This is a genomic window from Alicyclobacillus acidoterrestris (assembly GCF_022674245.1).
Classification (GTDB): Bacteria; Bacillota; Bacilli; order Alicyclobacillales; family Alicyclobacillaceae; genus Alicyclobacillus; species Alicyclobacillus acidoterrestris.
Map to the genome: position 1 here is coordinate 184,691 of NZ_CP080467.1, position 18,903 is coordinate 203,593.

Sequence of the window (18,903 nt, forward strand, 5' to 3'; positions counted from 1 at the left end):
TTCATATGAGCCTGCCATGGCGGCCGTGTTTTGACATTGTGCTACGACTGCATTAGAGTCAGAATGTTGTTATTATGCAATCCATCATCTGTATAAACATTTGTGAGGTATCAAAAATTATGCGAGAGTCGAGAGTTGGGGCAGCACTAGCTGAGCGCTGGCGCTGGCTCGTGCTGGCAAGCATCGGCGTATCTTACCTGCTGGTTTTCACCCAACGGACTGGACCGGGTCTGATATCTGATCAACTGCAAACGGAATTTCACGTTTCTGCTGCAGTGCTTGGGAGTATTACGAGTATCCAGTACCTGGTGTATATGGTGTTGCAAATCCCAATCGGGCTATATGGAGATAAATCAGGGCCGGAACGGATGCTTGTGTTGGGCGTGCTCTGTGACGGCGTTGGTACCTTGGTCTTTTCCTCTGCGCCAAACTTTGGCTTGTTGCTGTGTGGACGCGCAATTGTCGGGCTGGGCGATTCGCTCATCTGGGTAAACATTGTGTTGATTCTCGCCAAGTGGTTTGCCAAAGGACGTTTCGCTGCCGTATTGGCGGTGGTGAATTCAGCTGGCAATATTGGCGCGCTGATTACCAGTATTCCATTGGCAGCGTGGATTGCGGTATCTGGATGGCATATCCCGTTTATCGTGATTGGCGCTTTATTGGTCGTTGCTGGTGTAGCCAATTTTGTCGTCCTGATTGCTGGAGGACCAGCGCGCGCTGTTGCCAAAGCCCAGGCGGAGAGCATACGTGTGGAGCGCGTGCCAGTGGGCCGGATGCTTGCCGACGTCGTGCGCAGCAAGTTGGCTTGGGCGACGTTCTGTTGTCACTTTGGCGCTATGGGGACTTACTTGTCGATGGTTAGTATGTGGGTGGTACCGTACTTTATGGGCGTCTACCGCCTGCCACGTGCAGAGGCTGCATGGTTTACGCTGACTGCGTTCATCGGGGCGCTTGTCGCTAGTCCCGTGATTGGTTGGTTGAGTGATCGATTGGCTGACCGGAAGCGTCCGTATTTGACGACGCAGATCTTAGGCATGCTCGCCTGGTTGGCGATTGTGGTCTGGGGTGGCGAGCCGCCGCTCTTCGTGGCGGGTGTTGTGATGTTTGTCGTCGGTTTCGGCTGTGGCAGCAGCTTGTTGACGTTTGCGGCCATTCGCGATCACGTTCCGACGGAAAGATCTGGCGTTACGTCTGGATTTGCGAATACCGGTGGGTTCTTAAGCGCCGTGTTGCTACCGGTGTTGTTTGGAGCCGTGATTGATGCTGCAGGGGGCACGGTCGGCGCAGGTTCGCAAACGATGCGCCACGTGTATGGCGTCGCGTTCATTCTACCGACGGTCTTTTCCGCAGTCGGGGTGGTAGGCAGCCTCCTGCTTCCCAAGGGTGTTCATCGGCTCGTCGACGTGCGCGCGCCGCGCGAAGCGATGTAACGGACGAACCTCATCAATACTTGTCAACGCCTGTTGCGGCGTTGGCGCTGTGTGTTCTAATTCACGCAGAAAATCAGCCCGCCCGAGGGTTCTGGAATGTGAACCTTAGGGCGGGCTGATTGCGTGCTGGTTGTGAAGCGAGTCTTACCAGACGATAATGGCGACGATGGTACAGATAACGAGGCCGATGAGAACCGGTAAAAAATTCTTTTTAACCAGGTCTTGCACTTTGACACCTGCAATGCCCGCAACAGCGACCAGCGATGACCAGGCGACGATAGTGCCGCCGCCGGTCCATACGGAACCGACTTGACCTACCGCGCTTAACATGCTGATATACTGCGCATTCCCATGTCCCAGTGCGCCAGCAATTGCACCGACTAAAGGGAGTCCGGCAAATCCTGAGCCATCGAGCCCAATCAACATGCCGAGGAAGAGCACGCCAAACGCACCGATGGCACTTCCCGCAGGTAGCGTGTGTCCCAGCTTCAAGGCCGCGTCAAAGAGAAAGCCGGGGGCATTTTTCCCCAGTATCGCCTGTGCTCCATCGGTTCCACCGAGGAAGAAAAAACCGGCAATTGGAATGACCGGGCCCATCGCGCGAAAGGCGAAGACGAACCCTTCCACAAGGTATTCGCTGACTGCTTCGAATCCGCCTAATTTACCTGGCCCTCGACTTAACATGCCGATGATCACCAGCAAGATGGCACCAACGCCTCCGAGCAGTGCAGTTGCATCCCCACCGGTGATGTTATCCGTCAACATGACGACAATGACGCCAATGAGCAACAGAGGGATGAGAATGGCGATAAACAGTGCCCGTTTGCCGAATGCGATCCGACCCGTTTGTCTATCTTCGCTCGTGGCTGCCATTTCCCCCATCGACAACATGCCTGCGACATGCATCCGCTCGTCGATTCGTTTGTTCTTAAATGCGACGTCCTCTTTTCGCTGGAAGATGAAGGCGAGTCCGAGTGCGACGACGCCCGTTACAATGGTGAGCACGCCCGCTTTGCCTAAAATCAGACTCGTCGGTACGCCTGCCGCGGCTGCTGTGATTTTCGGAGCAGCCTGCAATACCAAATCGCCAGCTAGCGCCATTCCTTGACCGGCCAGTGCGACTGCAATTGCTGCACTCATTGGACTGAGTCCGACGCGGACAGCTGCCGGAATCAACAAGGCGCCCACAAGTGGGATGGCTGGCGTTGGCCAGAAGAATAGCGAAATGAGAAACGTGGCTACAGCGAGGATTAAGTATGCCACGGTGGGCGAGACCATCAGTTTTTGAACGGGTTTGATGATTAATTGGTCTGCCCCAATTGAACTTGCAGCCTTCAGCATGGCCACCATTAACGAAATCACAAGAAACACGTTAAAGAGCTGATTGGCGGCGTATAGGTCAGCGTTAAATAGCGATTGGAAGCCAAATATCAAGGAGCCCTTATATACCCAGGCCACCAGAATGGTGAACACAATGCTGGGGACGACGATGTTCTTGCGGAAAATCATGGTTACAATGATGACCAATGCTCCTAATAAATACATCCAATGTGTAGCGCTCAAGTTTCCGCCTCCTTGTAGGTCCAGCGCATTCGCGAGCATGATCATCATTACGCTCACCCGCCCAGTTTGTGAGTATCTCGTTACACAACGCACGCCCATGAACGCCATGGCCATGTTGGCGCCTTTCACGTCCTTGTGGCGTCGAACAGGCAGTGCACTCATAAATTGGTATAGAGGTGTATGCCATGAAGCCCATAGCGGGAACTGTTGTCATCGATGAGCAAGGACTTGATTTGGCGGATTTTGAACGGGTTGTAACCCACCAATCGCCTGTGCAGGTGTCGCAAGCCTGCCACAAGGCGGTGTCGGACTGTCGGGCTTTTCTCGATCGCGTCCTTGACGACGGACGGATTGTATACGGCGTGAATACGGGGTTTGGCAAATTGGCGAGCGTGATTCTGCCAGAGGAGCAAACGCGCGCGCTACAAGTGAATCTGATTCGCAGCCACGCATGCGGGGTTGGTGCGCCGTATTCTGAGGACGTCGTGCGCGGTATGATGCTGCTTCGCCTTGTGTCCTTGACACGCGGGTATTCCGGAGTGCGGCCAGTGGTCGTGGAGATGCTGATGGCATGCTTGAACGAGGGGATCCACCCTGTCATTCCACAGCAGGGATCCCTCGGCGCCAGTGGTGACTTAGCACCGCTTGCCCACCTGAGCCTGGTGCTGTTAGGGGAAGGCGAGGCGATACTTGGGGGCAAGCGGATACCGGGGGCAGAAGCCTTGCAGCAGGCGGGCATCGAGCCGCTTACACTCCAGGCGAAGGAAGGGCTCGCGCTCATCAATGGCACACAGGCGATGACCGCAGTCGGCCTGATTGCGTATTTGAAAGCAAAACGGGTCATGGACGCGGCCAATGCGGCGGCAGCCCTCACGATGGAGGCCCTTCACGCGACGCTTCATCCATTTGCGGAGGGCATTCAACGCGTGCGGCCGTTTCCGGAACAGGCGGCTATCGCGCGCGATATTCGCCGCTATCTCGCGGGCAGTCATCTGGTGCGCGAGCCAGGTCGCGACAAGGTCCAGGATGCGTACGCCTTGCGCTGTATTCCGCAGGTACATGGGGCATCCCTGCGTGCGTTGCGACATGTCCAGGAGACGCTGGAAATCGAGATGAACGCCGTCACGGACAATCCGTTATTGTTTCCGGACGAGAATGCAGTGTACTCCGGCGGGAATTTCCACGGCCAGCCGATTGCCCTGGCTATGGACTATCTAAAAATCGCCGTGGCAGAGCTTGCAAATATCGCCGAACGCCGCACTGAGCGCCTCGTCAATCCACAGCTCAACGAAGGGCTGCCCGCGTTTTTGGCGCCTGACGCAGGGCAATCTTCTGGCCTTATGATTCTCCAGTATGTCAGCGCCTCGCTCGTGTCCGAAAACAAGGTCTTGGCCCATCCAGCCAGTGTCGACTCCATTCCTTCGTCAGGCAACCAGGAGGATCACGTCAGCATGGGGACGACGTCTGCCCGACAGGCGAATCAAATCGTCGATCACGCCGCCACCGTCCTCGCCATCGAATTGATTTGCGCAGCGCAGGCGGTCGTGTTTCGCGGGGTTGAACACGCGTCGTTGATTTCCCGGCGCGTCATCGAGTGGGTGCACAGGTATGTTGCGCCGTACGCGGGGGATCGGTCGTATTCCAGAGACATCGCGCAGCTTGCGGATGCTATCTGCCGCGGCGAGTTGAGTGACGTGCTCGCCAAAGGGAAGTGATTCAAAAAAATGTTGGAACCAGAAGTGGGCCCCTCTACAGAAGTGGGTCAAATCGGTGTAAACTATATAAAATATACGAAAATTATGTGTGAGAATTGAGATGGTGCCACCTCCGTGTGGCCGGACAGGTTCGATTTGACCCCTGACAGTCTCATGTCATCGATGTACTTGACCCAAGGGGGTGTTTTAGATGGTTCCGATGCGCGAGTTCGTCGGCAGTTTGAATGGAAAAACGGAGTGTTTAGCGGGAGCAGTGGGTCTTGATCATATGTGTCGGGACATCCTGTTGCTCAATGATGAGAAGGTTTGGTTGAGAAGCACACAGAACAGTGAGTTCCAGGATACGTTGGTGTTTGTCAAAGCGGATTTGTTCCCTGCCTATTCATCCACGTTTGATCTGCTTTTGCGATTTTTCCAACAGGCGCGTGTCGCCGGCGTATTGTTTCAAGGCGGGGCGCCGTCGGATTTTTCAAAGGCGACCTTGATGCTCGCGGACATTTTGGGTATCCCGATTCTTTGGACGCATTCCTCGCTGTACTATTCCGCTGTGGCGCGTCACTTTTACACGCTCGTCACCCAGCGTACACAGGCTGCGAGACATCAGCTAAGCGGTGTGCGCAAACGCCTGGAGTTGGCGTTTTACGACACCCGCACGCTGGCCGACTGGCTGCGAGTGATGGAGCGGGAGCTATTCGCCCGTGCAGAGGTGCGGGTGTGCGATGCACCAGGTGATTCCCTGCATACACAATGGAAAAATGACAGAGGACACGAGATGTTGCTGGTTCCGGTTCGCGTTCTCGACCGTGCGTTTTGGCTGCAATTGATGCCGGACGACGTCTGCCCGCTATTTTCAGATGAACACAAGGCGCTTTGGATTGAGGAATTGGCTGGCGTGCTGCGTTCGCAGACGGCATACTTCTTGTTGACTGGGTTGCCTGGGATCACCACGCAAAGTCAGTGGTACTTTTCATTTGAACAGATGCTATACAATAAAATGTCAAAATTGTCAGTGTTTAATGCGGAGGTCAATCATGCCGACTTGGATGGGGTGAGTCCGGCACAGAAGGAATTTGAGCTATCGAGGGACTCACTGGTGCGCATGGTGGACTTGCGGCCCATCCAGTCGGTTGAGTTGCTCTGGGTGTATGACGGCGATGCGGAACATGACGCACAAAGGCCACTGCACCGTCAGGCTGACCTTCCATATGCCTATCGGCGATTTTCTTCCTCCGTCCTCAGCTTGCGCGAGCAGTTGTTGGCGCTTTGTGCGCAGTCGAGATTTGCAGCTGCGAGGCAAACCCGGTTGACCTCGTGTGTGCCATGGCAGGATTGGCGCAACCATCAGGGGATCGCACTGTTTTCATTTGGGATGTGGAACGGTGATAAACGCGAAGTGGAGCGGCGTGTGCTAGATTGGTTGGAACCTTTGCAGATTCAAGTGGGGACTTCCTTGCGCGCGTATTTCTGTCGGCAAAGGGTTGACGACGTGACGGATGGGGACGAGCTGGTTCAAGTCGCGCTCGATTTGGCCGCGAAATCTTACCCTGATTTTTTAGGTGTCATGGCGCAACCAGCGTCTATCCAGTTTGCCGACAGCAGCCGGGATGTCGTCAATCGCCTGTTGCCCACGCCAGATAAAGACTCCTCGTATTTTCACGCTGAACAGATGCTTTCACCTTTGCTGGAGGATAAAGGCGGCGAACCGCTGTTAGAAGCCTTGGAGGCTTACCTCGAGTGTGGTGCGAAGATGCAAGTGGCTGCGGAAAAATTGTATTTGCACCGAAATACGCTGCGCTATCGGCTAAAGCGAGTGGAGCAACTGTTGCATATTCAGTTGGACGACGACCAAATTCGCTTCACCTACCAGTTGGCGATTCGGACGTGGCGGTTGCGCAACCCACGCACACCCGCATGAGTGGATTGTTGCGGGTGTGTTGTACTCGAACGCTGTTGTTATGCCGAACAACAGCGTTGTCTTATCTAGTGGAATTCAGGAACAGATTGCAAATACAAACTTGAAATTAATAGATAACTTTGCTTATACTTTTAGCAGCCACCTCTATAGAGTGCTAACAAGCTGATGGCACACGCTGGCACTTGGAAGTCTGATACGACCCCGGGGTGTCGCTTCCTCAAAGTTTCCAGCAATCTTCATGAACCGTTCATCTATTGGCATTTCGTAAAACATTTGACCAATGGGGGGATGAAAATGAAGGCATTGTTGTTAGCAGGAGGACTTGGGACACGTTTACGCCCCTTGACAGAAAACCTTCCAAAACCGATGACACCCGTGTTTCATCGACCATGGCTTGAACACCTCATTGTGCATCTTCGTGACCAGGGCATTGAAGACATCGTGCTTGCGGTCAAGTATCACGCAGATAAAATTCAATCCTACTTTGGTGACGGGGAGTCGCTTGGCGTCAACCTCCAGTACGCCTATGAGCGACAGTTGCTCGGAACTGCGGGGGCGATTAAAAATGCCCAAGCTATGCTCGGCGATACATTCCTCGTCTTTAACGCAGATATCATTCATCACATCGATTTACAACCGCTATTGGAGTTTCACCGAGGGCACCGCGGGTTGGTTACGATTGGCCTCACGGAGGTAGAGGATCCGTCGCAGTACGGTGTGGTACAGCGGACCAAGCTGGGCGAAATCATTCGCTTTGTGGAGAAGCCGCGGCGGGAAGAAGCCCCGTCCAATCTCATCAACGCGGGTATCTATGTCATGGAGAAAGCCGCGCTCGATTGGATTCCTGAGTCTCGTGAAACGTCGATTGAGCGGGAGACGTTCCCGACGCTTATCGAAAACGGAATGGGCGTCTATGGCACCTCGATTCATGGTTATTGGATGGATATGGGGACTCACGAGCGGTACCTCCAGGTTCATCGCGACGTATTCGACGGCAAGTTCCCGCTTCGCCTGTCTACGCCAATGGTTCGCGATGGCGTCTGGATGGGCAGGAACATCGAGATTGCAGCGAACGTGCGGATAGAGCCGCCAGTGGTTATCGGTCATGGCGCAGTGATCGAGTATGGAAGCACCGTCGGACCGTTTACGGTGGTTGGAGATCAGGCGGTAATTGGACCCGATTGTTCCGTTCGCAACTCGGTCATCTGGCCGAAGGCGCGCATCAAGGGGAGAACGCAACTGTCGGGTGCGATTGTCGGCCACGGGTTTACGGTAACTGTCGGTGAAACAGCGGCGCGCGAAGAATTGGAGGCGGTGATGCAATAATGTTTGAGATTGCTTACGTGAGCACCTACGTCCCGAAAAAGTGTGGACTGGCGACATATACGCATCATTTGCGGCAGAGTGTACAGCAAGCCGCGCAAAATGCCGATTTTCGCGATCAGGTCGTCGCTGTCGTCGGCGCGGATGAGGATAGAAACATGTACAACCGTTCGTATTGGTTGCTGCGTCGCGACGTGTTGTGGGATTACGAGCGGTTGGCCAAACGGATTAATAACAGTTCGATTCAACTTGTCTCGCTTCAGCACGAGTTTGGTATTTTCGGCGGCGAGGCTGGTGAGCACGTGTTGGAGTTTGCGAGAGCGCTGCAGAAGCCGCTCGTGACTACATTCCACACGGTGTTTGAAAAGCCCATGTCCCCTTATCGGGAAATTCAGCAAGCGTTGATTCGGCAGAGCGCACATATTACGGTGATGAACCGCCGAGCTGTCGGCTACCTGCGAGACGCGTATGGCGTGCCGATTGAAAAGATATCGTATATCCCGCACGGCACCCCGGGGCCGTCTGCAAAGCCGCGAACTCTTTTACGCCAAGAGCTTGGGTGGCACGGTCGCAAAGTCATTCTCACGTTTGGCCTCTTGGGGCCGAGCAAGGGAATCGAATCTATCTTGGCAGCACTGCCGCGCGTGGTGGAAGAGGTCCCGAACGTGTTGTATGTGATTGCGGGCCAGACCCATCCGGAAATTGTGAAACAGCACGGCGAAGCCTATCGAGATAAATTGCGCAAGATGATTGACGACCATCAGCTGCAAAATCACGTCATCATGCTGGATAGGTACATGACGGAAACGGATATCACGGAACTGATTACCGCGTGTGATTTATATGTCACGCCGTATCCGGGTATGGAGCAAATTACGAGCGGCACACTCGCGTATGCAGTGGGGGCCGGGCGCCCTGTCTTGAGTACGCCGTACGCATATGCCCGCGACTTGCTCAAGGATTTGCCGGCATTGTTGATTCCCTACGGCGATACGGATAGATGGTCGAGCGAAATGATCCGGATGCTGACTCAAGATGCGGTTCGAAGTGCCTACGAACAGCAAATCCAAAAAATTGGACGCTCGATGCAATGGGCACGAGTAGGGATTTCACATTGGAACCTGTTTTGCAGCCTTATCGATGCGCGGCGCGCGGTGGAAGGGAGCGAAATGTTCCTTGCTACCCGTTAAGCTCGATCACCTCCAGCGGCTTACGGACGACACCGGGTTATTAGAGCACGCTTTTGGGAAGATCCCACGGCGTAAGGAAGGTTATTCGACAGATGACAATGCGCGGGCCTTGTGGCTGTGTATTGAGTGGATGCGCTATGCAAAACGCACGAACGCCGACGAAGCGATTCCGCTTTTGTGTTCACTGGCCGACAAGTACCTGGAATTCCTGATTTGGGTTCAAGGTGAGGATGGGCGCTTTCACAATAACGTGTTTTACAACCGGACGTTCGAGCCCGAAGTGCCCTCGGACGATTGCCAGGGCCGAACGCTTTGGGCGCTGGCGGTGGCCAGTTTAGATCACCCGGACGAACGCAGGATTCCGACCATCCGCAAGGTTTGTCAACGGGGGTTTGCGCTGACGTCGGCACTGCAATTCCCGCGTGGTATGGCACATACGCTGTCTGCGGCAGCTACGCTGCTCACCCGGATGGACGAAGCACAGGGTGATGATGTGTTTGTCGATTGGGCAAAGCGGGAATTGCCGCAAGTTGTACAACATTTCGCCGAGCATCTGTGTCAGTTATACGCAACCAACCAAACACCGCAATGGCATTGGTTTGAACCGACGATGACATATGCCAACGGCGTACTCCCATGGGCCTTGTTTGGTGCATACCAGGTGCTGGGAGACGAACAGATACGCTCGATTGCCGAGACATCCCTCGCATTTTTAATTGAGCGGATGACACCCGGTGGCGTTGTACGGCCGATTGGCAATCGAGGCTGGGCCGGGCCCAATCACACGAGTGTCTGGGATCAGCAGCCGCTAGAAGTCATGAAATTGGCGTTGGCCTCTGCGAAGGCATTCGAAGTGACTGGCGAGGTTCATTACCAAGCGGTGCTTAAACAGTGTGTTGCTTGGTTCTACGGAGAGAATGATGCAGGTCAGCCGCTCGCGGACCCGGATGATGGAGGGTGCTGCGACGGAATTAACGAGGATGGGTTAAACCCAAATCAAGGGGCGGAGTCTACCCTTTCTTACCTACTGACGGAGGCCATTTATCATAACGCATTGGTAGAAGGAGGGCATTCTCATGGCAACCATGTCGATGACGCACAACTTGACGCTGCCAAAACACGTATTTCGCGAGTATGACATCCGTGGAGAGGCGTTTCGGGAGATTGACGAACATTTCGCCTATTTGCTGGGGCGTGCATTCGCGCGGCGTTTACTGCAGCGTGGGCGCCGTGAGGCGGTAGTGGGGCATGACAACCGCGCATCCTCGCCTGCGCTTCACCAGGCCGTCATCGCTGGATTGACGTCGCTTGACTGTCAGGTGAAAGACATTGGAGAAGTGACGACGCCAGCTTTCTACTACAGCTTGGAACATTTGCAGATTCCGGACGGCGTGATGGTGACGGCGAGCCATAATCCACCGTCCGAAAACGGATTTAAAATCGCCGTCGACAAGACCACCATTTACGGTGACGCGGTGCGGAGTCTGCACGCAGAGATGGTGGCTGAGTCCAGTATGGTGTCGGGAAAGATTCCTAGCGTCATGGAGCATTTGAGTGAGGAGATAGACATTAAGCCCGCTTATTTGCAGATGCTGGCGGATAAAATTCGGCTTGGAGACAGGCGCCTAAAGGTCGTTGTCGACTGTGGAAATGGTACAGCCTCGTCGTTTGCACCAGAGGCGTTGGCTCGCTTGGGGTGTGACGTAATCCCCCTATATTGTGAGTCGAACCCGGAATTCCCGAACCACCATCCAGATCCGGTTGACCCTAAGAACCTCGTCGACCTAGTGGCCGCAGTACGTGCGCATCAGGCGGACCTCGGCGTCGCTTTTGATGGCGATGGCGATAGGCTGGGCGTCGTTGACGAGACGGGCGAAATTCGCTGGGGAGACCAATTGATGATTTTGTATTGGCGCGAAATTCTGCCTAAGTATCCTGGTTGCGAAGCGTTGGTAGAAGTGAAGTGTTCACAATCGCTGATTGATGAGATTGAGCGATTAGGTGGCAAGCCGCGCTTTCACCGGACGGGACACTCACATATTAAAGCCACACTGCGGGCGACGAATGCACCGTTTACCGGGGAGATGTCCGGGCATCTGTTCTTTAATGACGAGTATTACGGATTTGACGACGCGCTCTACGCAGCTGGCAGGTTACTCCGAATCTTGTCGCAGGAGAAGCGGTCCTTGTCCGAACTCTTTGCAGACGTCACCTCGTATGTCGCGACACCGGAGACCAGAGTTGCCTGCAAAGAGGAAGACAAACCGTTGATGATTGAGGCAGTCACGAAGCATTTCGCCAAGCAGCATCCTGTCGTCACGGTCGATGGGGCGCGCGTTCAGTTTCCATCGGGCTGGGCGCTCGTACGCAGTTCGAACACGCAGCCTATTCTAGTGTTGCGCGCAGAGGCAAAGGATTCACAGACGCTCAGTCAAATCAAGCGCGAAGTGGAACAGGTACTGTCGGATTGCGGTTTGGAAGCATCCATTCCGTGGTGAGCAAGCGCACCGCACTACGGCAGCAAGTCCAGCCTATCGGCCGCAAAGCAATTTGTTGCATAAGGAAATCGATGGGACTGTAGAATGTAACGATGGATTGGAGGGACGTGGCCATGGCAAAAAAAGTCCTCATTATCACGGGAGACGCCGTGGAAGCACTGGAAGTCTATTATCCTTACTATCGGCTGTTGGAGGCGCAGGTCGATGCGGTCATCGCCGCACCGAAGAAAAAGACGCTGCATACAGTCGTACACGACTTCGTCGGTTGGGACACGTACACGGAGAAGCCTGCATATCAATTAGAGGCGCACACTTCGTTTGCCGATGTTCAACCGGAGCAGTTTGATGGGCTTATCATCCCGGGCGGTCGCGCGCCAGAATATATCCGGCTCGACGAACACATCCCACGGATTTTGACACATTTCTTCGAGGCGAAGAAGCCGATTGGCGCCATCTGCCACGCTGCGCAAGTCCTAGAAGTTGTTCGAGACCAACTGGAAGGCCGCAGTTTGACGGCGTATATCGCTTGCAAGCCGTCTGTCGAGGGAATGGGCGCGAAGTACGTCACGGAAACGCTGCATGTTGACGGTAACCTCGTCTCCGGTCACGCGTGGCCGGATTTGCCCGGATTTATGCGGGAGTTTTTAAAGCTGCTCGGAAGCTGAGTGCGTATCGGATGTACAGAGCGAATCGTTATGCTGCTTTGGCGTTGGGGACAATCCGCTTGCGGGATTGTCCCCTTTTGTGTGCAGGAGGTCATCCGTCACTCGCTTGTGGACAACTCTTCTTGAGCGTGTAAGCTCTCCCGCGCGATGCGTCTGGCGATGGTTGCGAACGAGGGTCGGATTTGTTACGACGATACCGACGCCGACAATGATCCACGCGATGACCATATAGGGAAAGTATCGCGTGGGTGCGGTTGGAATCGGATAGACGTTGGTGTAGAGGGTGTACACCAGTGCAATGGTGGCGAGAATGGGCACGATTAACACAGCTCCCCGCCAACTGCCGTTGCGAATGAAATAGATGATGGCGCCGACATTGGTCGCCAAATACGCCAGCAAAAGGGATAGAACGCCGATGCTCCCGAGCCAACCAAACACGCTTGCGCCGGGCTGATGTGCAAGGGCAACGACTTCCAGTAAGCCAATGGCCATGACGACCGTCAACGCCACATGCGGTGTCCGGTATTTCCGATGAATTGTCCCAAGGCCTCGATGTATGAACCCGTCGCGTCCCATGGCGAATAATAAGCGTGATCCCGTGGTGGCTGTACCGAGTGCACTGGAGAACGCCGACAGTGCTGCGCCAAACATGATGGCGGCAGCGAACCCGGACGACATGTATGTGTTCGCCAAGTCGCCTAGTGGTGCACTGGATACAGAGAACGCATGCACGCCTGCGGGGGTCAATCCGAAGCCAACGGATTGCACGTAACTGACCAGCAAATAGAATACGCCCGTGATGATCACGGCGGATGCGATAGAAATCGGGATGGCCCGGCGGGGATTCGCCGTTTCTTCACCCAAGCTGGATGCCCCTTCGAACCCTGCGAACGAAAGGAAGGCGAAGACGGCTGCGAGCCCAATCGTCCCTAGGTGATTCCCTGCTAGCGTGAATGGTAGCGCGGATAGATGATGGGCTGCGCCGCCTCGGCGCAGAATGACCACGCTGAGAATCAGAATCAGGAGAATGGAGATGCCTTCAAACAGGAGCATGACGCGGGCGCCAATGCGAACGTCGAAGAGCGCGAGCAGCCAAATCAGCACAATACTCACGAGTGCGATGGGCAACCACCCGACAGTGAGGCCAACAAATGCCAGAAAACTTTGCATGAAGGCACCGATTTCCGCTGCGGAGGCACCCGTGAAGACGAGATAGGTGAGCAAGAGCGACCATCCGGAGAGAAAACCCATCCGCGGACCCAGGGAGACTGTGGTGAATGCGTAGACAGAACCGCTACTAGAAAACTGGCGATTAAACTTGATAAATGCATAGGAGACGAGGCCAATCGTAATCATGGCTACGAGAAACGTCAGGGGGACGCTCACTCCCGACACGCCCGCGACGAGTGCACCATTTAGCGCCATTGCCGCGGTCGGCGCCATAATGGCGACAGAGACGCCAATGGCTTCAGGGTAGGAAAGCCCATTTTTTCGCAGTTGTTCTTGCATCTTAACACCTCGCCACGACATTGTGTTCAGATAATACACAACACTCGGTTAGTTAGCAATATAGCGGTATGGCTTGAGGTATCCGTATTGGAAGATAAATATCAACAGATATATCCACATATTGAGTTGGTCGGGTCATGTTACAATATGGGTTGAATACATGACCGGATAGTGGGGAGTGCGGGTGTGACTGTTGTGATCGATGAGGCGGAACTGGAGCAGTTTGGCTACCAACTGTTGAAAGCTATGCCAGAACACATATTGAATCGCGGTTTGAGCTACTATCACGAAGGCCGGGTGGTGTTCGTCGAGATGGTGGGACGGACGCTGGTTGCCGACGTGACAGGAAGCGAATTTTACGATGTGGCGCTGGATTTGGACTGGGTGCACATGCGCAGTCGCTGTTCATGTCCATATGAAGATATCTGCAAGCACATGGCGGCTGTGTTTTTTGAGGTCTACGCGATGTATCAAAGTCCAGAGGTGTTTGTTGCGAAACTCTTGGCAAGTCGGGCAGGCGAGCAGGGCGGTGTGCCGACACTGAATACCACTTCACCCGTGGCGCCAGAGCCTGAAGTCCTCGCAAAACTGCAGGAGGATGACGATTTTGACACTTGGCTGAACGCGTTGCGGCACGGGATTGGATACGCGGACGAGAAGACGATTTACCACCAGGCTTTGTCGCTGGATAACCGCGTTGAACGCGCCAAGGAAGTGTGTGCTACTTGGTCTGACGATGCAAGGGTGCGTTTCGAACTGCTTTTGTATCTGTACGCCATGCAAACGGCGGGGACGTTACTAGGGGCAAGTTTGTCGGACAACTATTACGTGCGCACGCTTGAGATGATATTGCGCCGGTATGGGGGCCTCATCTCCTCGTTGCTCGACACGACTAGGGCGTCAAGCGCCGCTGCCGATGCAGCGTGGAACGCACGCTTGATTCAATTTCTTCGGGAGGGGTTAGTTCAGCAGACAACCCCAGACGTGCAGATTTTACAAGCTGCCTGTTTCGTCTACGAATACTGGCTGGGAGAAGTGCCGTCGCTGTCCGAGGAAATCGCTTGGTGGGAAGATGTCCAGGCTGATAACCTTCAAAATCGGCAAGAAACTGTGCGACTGATGTTGTCCTATTTTTATACGAAGGCTGGTGACGATGCGAAAGCATGGTCGTTGCTGGATGGCCTGGACGCGGAATTTAGGGCGGCGTTTTATTTCATCAACCTCGACGTGTTGGTGCGGCAGAGCGCTTGGGCGAGAGCACATGTATGGTTAAAACATATCTCTTTGGACGACGCGAAGCTGCGTCAATGGTATGCGTGGAGGCTCAGCGAAAACTGGGTCGTCGTTGCGCAACATCACGGGGATGCGCGGTCGGACTGTGAGGCGTTTCTGACTGAAAATGAGCCTCTTTCCCATTCGTATCTCGCGCGGTTTTATATCATGACGGAGCAGTATCGTGCATGGGTGGACTATTGTTTGTTCAATGGGCGCATGCCAAATGAGATTGAACGCGAAGCGTTGCGCCATGTCGAGAAGGCTGCACCGGAGTATCTGTTACCACTGTATCACCAAGCTGTGGAGCGTTGTATTCGATTGAAGAACCGGGCGGCATATAAGGTTGCAGTTCGCCATCTCAAGAAGCTGTCGACACTGTACAAGAAACTGAAACGACAGGACGATTGGGTTCGTTTTCTCAATCAGTTCACCAGTCGATACACGCGTCTCCGGGCATTGCAAGACGAGATGCGCAAACGGGGGGTCATTACGTGACGGTGAGGGATGAAACAGTGATTATCGTCTCGGCGAAATGGCTGCCAACACGCGGATTTTTGGTCTACGGAGAGACGGAGTATGGCGAAGCGGTTGATGCAGAGGATTTGGCGCTTCAGTTGTTTCAGTGGGATCCCGACAGTTACTACGGGACCCTGTGCGAATTCACCGAGTGGAAAGGGCTACGGGGCATCTATTTGTCGCCGCTTGCGGCGATTCGCTTCTTCGCTCGCTCAGGGACGGCGAATGCCCGGGCACAGCTTGATTACCGCCCGGATTACGCCACGTTGCAGCGGGTGGCAGCGCAGTTGCTGGAGGCCTTGCGCGAAGGCTGGTTTGCGCCAGACTACCAGACGTGGTTGCGTGGAGAGTTTCGTTGGCGTCTTCGCATGCCCAACGAGTTGGATGAACCATCGCGAATCGCGCTTGACTATCTGGATACTTGGGTGCATCAGGCGATTGTCGAGCATATTGAGACAAATTCGGATTTGCAAGATGCGTTTCATCAGTTGCTTCAAGAATATCCCAACCTGGAACCTGCAGCCGGCATTGCTGCACAGGAATCCCTTGCTACCATCGCGTCGGATAGCCTTGCATCGGAACTCCACTTGGCGGACTTGTATGTCGACGAGTCCGATTGGTTGACTGCAATTGGTTGGATGCAAGACCAAACGCCATTTCGAGTCGGTCTGCAGTTGGTCGAACCTGCACAGGACGAGGCGGAGATTTGGATACTGCAGGTTGTTGTACAGGACAAAGCTCAGGTGGACCATGTGGTTCCTGTCGCCGACGACGGAGTTTCCAGCTTGCCGCCCGCGTGGTTGCCGTTTCGCGATAAGATTGATGCGCAGATGAATCGTATCCGGCGACTGGTTTCCTACTTCGGTGCGGCCGACGATGCGCAGACTTTGCGCGTCGAACTCGACGGAAATCTGGCGTTTACGTTTCTCAGCGAGACCAGTCAGGTGCTGAGTGCCGCAGGTGTTCCGCTGTTCGTCCCGGCGTGGTGGGCAAAGGTGCAACGGGCAGCGCCGCGGCTGAAGGCCAGTGTCCGGTCGACGGTCGGCTCGCCACAGCAATCCTTGTTCGGGCTAAATCAGACGATTGCGTTCGATTGGCGTTACGCTCTCGGCGAAATCGACGTTTCCGATGCGGAGTTTGCCGAGCTTTTGGCGCAGAAACAGCGACTCGTTCGGTTTCGCGGGCACTGGATACAGATTGATCCCGATTTTTATCGCCGGGCGCAGCGGCTGAAAGAACACGTGGCGCGGCGCAATGGTTTGAGTTTGCGGGACGTTATCGAGATGCATCTCATGTCCGAATCGCCTGCTTCGGGAGATTCGTCCACTGCAGATGATGACCGGGATGAAGCGGTGCTCAAAGGGTTCGAAGTGGAACTGAACCAGCATTTGTACGAAATGATGCGCACACTGGAGCAGCAGGTGGAAATCCCAGTGTACGATGTGCCGAAGACGTTTCGAGGTGCACTGCGGCCGTATCAAAAGCAGGGGTTCTCGTGGCTCCTCTGGCTGCGCAAATACGGTTTTGGCGCTTGTCTCGCAGACGATATGGGACTTGGCAAGACGGTACAATATATCGCCTACTTGCTTGCGATTCGGGAAGCCGCAGCTGACGCGCGCGAACAGTCAGCATCTGCACAAACGTTGATGCCACACGGGGCGTCGCTGCTCATTTGCCCAACGTCGGTGTTGGGGAACTGGCAGAAGGAACTCGAGCGATTTGGTCCAGACGATTTGCGGATATATATCCACTATGGCCCCAGTCGTTTGCACGGTGAGGCGTTTGAATCGAAGGTGAAGACCAGTGATATCGTCATCACCACTTATACGCTGGCCAACTTGGACGAGCAAGACCTCACACAAGTCGAGTGGAATTCCATTTGCCTTGACGAGGCGCAGAATATCAAAAATGCCCATACGAAGCAGTCACAGGCGATTCGCCGCTTGCGAGCGAGTCACCGAATTGCGATGACGGGGACACCCATGGAGAACCGGTTGACGGAACTGTGGTCGATTTTTGATTTCATCAATCCCGGGTACTTAGGGAGCCTTCGGAAGTTTTCGGAGCGGTTTGTCCAGCCCATTGAACGAACGCGCGATGCCGAGCTGATCCGGCGGGTACAGCGGATGGTGCGGCCATTTTTGCTTCGTCGCGTCAAGACAGATCCGCGGATTGAGTTGGATCTGCCGGACAAGGTCGAGGCGAAGGTTTATGTCCCTCTGACGGCTGAACAGGCGGCGCTTTACGAATCGGTGTTGCAGGATATGCTGGAGAAGCTGGACACGCTCATGCCGATGGAGCGGCGTGGGGTCATTTTGGCGACGCTCACACGGCTGAAACAGATCTGTGACCACCCGTCACTCGTCCTGAAGGATGGCGGTGAGGGGCGTGCTTTTATGGCGAGATCGGCAAAAGTGGAACGACTGGTGGAGATGGTGTCGGAGTTGCGCGCCGAGGGAGATCAATGTCTCGTGTTCACACAATTTGTCGAGGCGGGGACATTGCTCCAACGCGCGTTAGAAGAGGTTCTCGAGGAACCTGTGTTGTTTTTGCACGGGGGCGTACAAAAGGCGAAGCGGGACGAGATGATTTCGGCGTTTCAGTCGGGTGATGATGGTGTCGGTCGGCCTGGCGTGTTTGTGCTGTCACTCAAGGCCGGTGGCGTTGGGTTGAATCTCACTGCGGCCAATCACGTATTTCACTTTGACCGATGGTGGAACCCGGCAATCGAAAATCAAGCGACGGATAGAGCGTTTCGCATTGGCCAGACAAAGCGGGTGCAAGTGCACAAGTTCGTCGCCCTGGGGACATTGGAAGAGCGAATTGACGAGATGATTGAGCGCAAGCTCGCGTTGAGCGAGGATGTCGTTGGGCTCGGAGAACAGTGGATTACCGAGCTGTCATCGACGGAACTTCGAGATTTGTTCGCGTTGCGCCGCGAGTGGGTGACAGATTGACCAGGTGAAGAGGAGGTCACGCGCGTAATGAAACCATCGGATATCACATCGACGCCAACTGGACAGGCTGCAGATGAGGCTTCGCGTCAAGAACCGGCTGTCACAACGAATGAGGTCAAAGCGGTGAACCGGCGGCGCAAATCCAAGCGGAACGCCAGCGCGCAGGCGCCGGAGCGGGTGCCTGCAGTTGTGGCACAAAATCCGGGGATGGCTGAAGGTTGGGTAAAGTTCTATACCACGTTTTCCAATCAATTGTGACGAACGCTGTGACAAGCGCGTTGACGGGGATGACACATGCGAGTCAAAAAGAAGCAGGAGGCTACAACGGCCTCCTGCTTCTTTGGCGT

General features: G+C 54.7%; 13 protein-coding genes. 11 read left to right on the top strand and 2 right to left on the bottom strand.

The window, feature by feature from the left end:
• Window positions 1-119: 119 nt before the first annotated feature.
• Entirely contained in the window at window positions 120-1,430 is a 1,311-nt protein-coding gene (locus K1I37_RS00810; RefSeq protein WP_021294942.1) for an MFS transporter, read from the top strand.
• Window positions 1,431-1,574: 144 nt separating this feature from the next.
• On the opposite strand, the gene K1I37_RS00815 is transcribed toward K1I37_RS00810, so the two are convergent.
• Window positions 1,575-2,993: a hypothetical protein gene (locus K1I37_RS00815; protein WP_040440772.1), complete on the bottom strand. Its 1,419-nt coding sequence runs from the start codon at window positions 2,991-2,993 to the stop codon at window positions 1,575-1,577.
• 185 nt (window positions 2,994-3,178) lie between these two features.
• On the opposite strand from K1I37_RS00815, the gene hutH reads away from it, so the two are divergent.
• The 7 genes from hutH to K1I37_RS00850 all read left to right on the top strand — a co-directional run bounded on the left by hutH (window position 3,179) and on the right by K1I37_RS00850 (window position 12,299).
• On the top strand, window positions 3,179-4,708 hold the full coding sequence (gene hutH, locus K1I37_RS00820) for a histidine ammonia-lyase (RefSeq protein WP_021294944.1): 1,530 nt from the start codon (window positions 3,179-3,181) through the stop codon (window positions 4,706-4,708).
• Between the two features lie 190 nt (window positions 4,709-4,898).
• Window positions 4,899-6,623, top strand: coding sequence for a PucR family transcriptional regulator (locus K1I37_RS00825; RefSeq protein ID WP_021294945.1), 1,725 nt, complete (start codon window positions 4,899-4,901; stop codon window positions 6,621-6,623).
• Between the two features lie 294 nt (window positions 6,624-6,917).
• The gene (locus K1I37_RS00830) at window positions 6,918-7,949 is read left to right on the top strand and encodes a nucleotidyltransferase family protein (protein WP_021294946.1); all 1,032 of its coding nucleotides are present in this window, start codon (window positions 6,918-6,920) and stop codon (window positions 7,947-7,949) included.
• Window positions 7,949-9,136 carry a glycosyltransferase family 4 protein gene (locus K1I37_RS00835; RefSeq protein WP_021294947.1) on the top strand — a complete coding sequence of 396 codons (1,188 nt, stop codon included), beginning with the start codon at window positions 7,949-7,951 and terminating at the stop codon, window positions 9,134-9,136. Before K1I37_RS00830 ends, K1I37_RS00835 begins: the two co-directional genes overlap by 1 nt.
• On the top strand, window positions 9,123-10,274 hold the full coding sequence (locus tag K1I37_RS00840; RefSeq protein WP_021294948.1) for a YyaL domain-containing protein: 1,152 nt from the start codon (window positions 9,123-9,125) through the stop codon (window positions 10,272-10,274). The genes K1I37_RS00835 and K1I37_RS00840 overlap by 14 nt, the downstream gene beginning before the upstream one ends.
• The gene (locus K1I37_RS00845; protein WP_021294949.1) at window positions 10,213-11,634 is read left to right on the top strand and encodes a phosphomannomutase/phosphoglucomutase; all 1,422 of its coding nucleotides are present in this window, start codon (window positions 10,213-10,215) and stop codon (window positions 11,632-11,634) included. Before K1I37_RS00840 ends, K1I37_RS00845 begins: the two co-directional genes overlap by 62 nt.
• Before the next feature lie 113 nt (window positions 11,635-11,747).
• Window positions 11,748-12,299, top strand: coding sequence for a DJ-1/PfpI family protein (locus K1I37_RS00850; RefSeq protein WP_021294950.1), 552 nt, complete (start codon window positions 11,748-11,750; stop codon window positions 12,297-12,299).
• Here the strand turns inward: K1I37_RS00850 and K1I37_RS00855 are convergent.
• The gene (locus tag K1I37_RS00855; protein ID WP_021294951.1) at window positions 12,279-13,808 is read right to left on the bottom strand and encodes an APC family permease; all 1,530 of its coding nucleotides are present in this window, start codon (window positions 13,806-13,808) and stop codon (window positions 12,279-12,281) included. The two genes, K1I37_RS00850 and K1I37_RS00855, sit on opposite strands and share 21 nt — an antisense overlap.
• Window positions 13,809-13,994: 186 nt before the next feature.
• On the opposite strand from K1I37_RS00855, the gene K1I37_RS00860 reads away from it, so the two are divergent.
• The 3 genes from K1I37_RS00860 to K1I37_RS00870 are packed head-to-tail and all read left to right on the top strand — an operon-like array spanning window position 13,995 to window position 18,814.
• Entirely contained in the window at window positions 13,995-15,578 is a 1,584-nt protein-coding gene (locus K1I37_RS00860; RefSeq protein WP_021294952.1) for an SWIM zinc finger family protein, read from the top strand.
• Entirely contained in the window at window positions 15,575-18,556 is a 2,982-nt protein-coding gene (locus K1I37_RS00865; protein ID WP_021294953.1) for a DEAD/DEAH box helicase, read from the top strand. The genes K1I37_RS00860 and K1I37_RS00865 overlap by 4 nt, the downstream gene beginning before the upstream one ends.
• Before the next feature lie 27 nt (window positions 18,557-18,583).
• Window positions 18,584-18,814: a hypothetical protein gene (locus K1I37_RS00870; protein ID WP_021294954.1), complete on the top strand. Its 231-nt coding sequence runs from the start codon at window positions 18,584-18,586 to the stop codon at window positions 18,812-18,814.
• Window positions 18,815-18,903 lie beyond the last annotated feature (89 nt).

Coding starts and splice junctions, on each gene's coding strand:
- K1I37_RS00810 (WP_021294942.1), top strand. CDS start 120: ATGCGAGAGTCGAGAGTTGGGGCAGCACTAGCTGAGCGCTGGCGCTGG.
- hutH (WP_021294944.1), top strand. CDS start 3,179: ATGAAGCCCATAGCGGGAACTGTTGTCATCGATGAGCAAGGACTTGAT.
- K1I37_RS00825 (WP_021294945.1), top strand. CDS start 4,899: ATGGTTCCGATGCGCGAGTTCGTCGGCAGTTTGAATGGAAAAACGGAG.
- K1I37_RS00830 (WP_021294946.1), top strand. CDS start 6,918: ATGAAGGCATTGTTGTTAGCAGGAGGACTTGGGACACGTTTACGCCCC.
- K1I37_RS00835 (WP_021294947.1), top strand. CDS start 7,949: ATGTTTGAGATTGCTTACGTGAGCACCTACGTCCCGAAAAAGTGTGGA.
- K1I37_RS00845 (WP_021294949.1), top strand. CDS start 10,213: ATGGCAACCATGTCGATGACGCACAACTTGACGCTGCCAAAACACGTA.
- K1I37_RS00850 (WP_021294950.1), top strand. CDS start 11,748: ATGGCAAAAAAAGTCCTCATTATCACGGGAGACGCCGTGGAAGCACTG.
- K1I37_RS00855 (WP_021294951.1), bottom strand. CDS start 13,808: ATGCAAGAACAACTGCGAAAAAATGGGCTTTCCTACCCTGAAGCCATT.
- K1I37_RS00870 (WP_021294954.1), top strand. CDS start 18,584: ATGAAACCATCGGATATCACATCGACGCCAACTGGACAGGCTGCAGAT.